Source organism: uncultured Jannaschia sp. (assembly GCF_947494055.1).
Taxonomy (GTDB): domain Bacteria; phylum Pseudomonadota; class Alphaproteobacteria; order Rhodobacterales; family Rhodobacteraceae; genus Jannaschia.
Genome location: NZ_CANLTR010000138.1, coordinates 1 through 1,007, shown reverse-complemented (window position 1 = coordinate 1,007; position 1,007 = coordinate 1). Strand labels below are relative to the sequence as shown.

1 pseudogene is annotated in these 1,007 nt (G+C 67.1%); it reads right to left on the bottom strand.

Features of this window, described 5'->3' with window-relative positions:
* Positions 1–1,007, bottom strand: a pseudogene (locus Q1A87_RS23510) (IS5 family transposase); the annotation flags it as partial.

The window sequence follows — 1,007 nt, the reverse complement described above, 5'->3', positions numbered from 1 at the left end:
AGTTCGGCTGTCTGACGATCGAAATCTCGGGCCATGAGCTTTTGACCGAGCAGCTTCATGCAGTTCATCCACTGGCCGGCAGGGCATTGCGAAGCAATGTCCCGAGAGGCTTGGTCTCGGCGCGGCTTCGGCGATGGTAGCCGCTCCACCGTCGCCAGATGGTCCGTCCGTGGCGCTTGATGGCACGCAGGGCGTCGTTCCTCGTCCCTGCTCCGGGACTGTTCTTATTCCAAGGCTTGGCATTGCGCCGAGGTGGGATGACGGCTTCGGCACCCCGGCTCGCGATGGCGTCGCGGCAGCCGCGGGTATCGTAGGCGCCGTCCACTGCCCGGCAGGGTCATGCGAAGCATGATCCCGAGAGGGGCGGTGACGGAGGCGATCGGCTCGTCTTCGGGGATCTGCCCAAGCAGGTCCGACAGCACGGGCGCGTCCATTGCCCGACAGGCGATTGCGAAGCAATCTGCCGAAAGGGGCCCACGCCGCTATCGGTGATCTCGACCGCGCGGACCTCGAGGGTCGCCTCGTCGACGGCGAGGTGGACCTTGCGCCAGACGCGTCGCCTGGCCCCGCCATGCTTGCGGGCGTGCCATTCGCCCTCACCGCGCACCTTGATGCCGGTGCTATCGACCAGCAGGTGTAGCGGACCGCCGCTGCCGCGGTAGGGCAGCTGAACGGCCAGCGTCTTCTGCCGCCGAGACAGCGTCGAGAAGTCCGGCACCGACCAGTCGAGCTCCGCCAGCTTCAAAAGGCTGGCCACGAAGCCGGTCGTCTGGCGAAGCGGCAGGCCGAACAGGACCTTGATCCCTTACGGGACATCACTGCGTGATGCCCTACCGGGCAATGGTCAGGCAGGCCTGGATTGCGGCGTCCGAGAAGGTCTGCTGGCGCCCGCGCTTGCCCGACGGGGCGGCGTGCCAGGCCATGCCGGGGTCGAACCAGACCGTCAGCGACCCGCGCTCACGCAGCGATGCGTTGTAGGCGGACCAGTTCAGAGTGCGGTAGCGGGT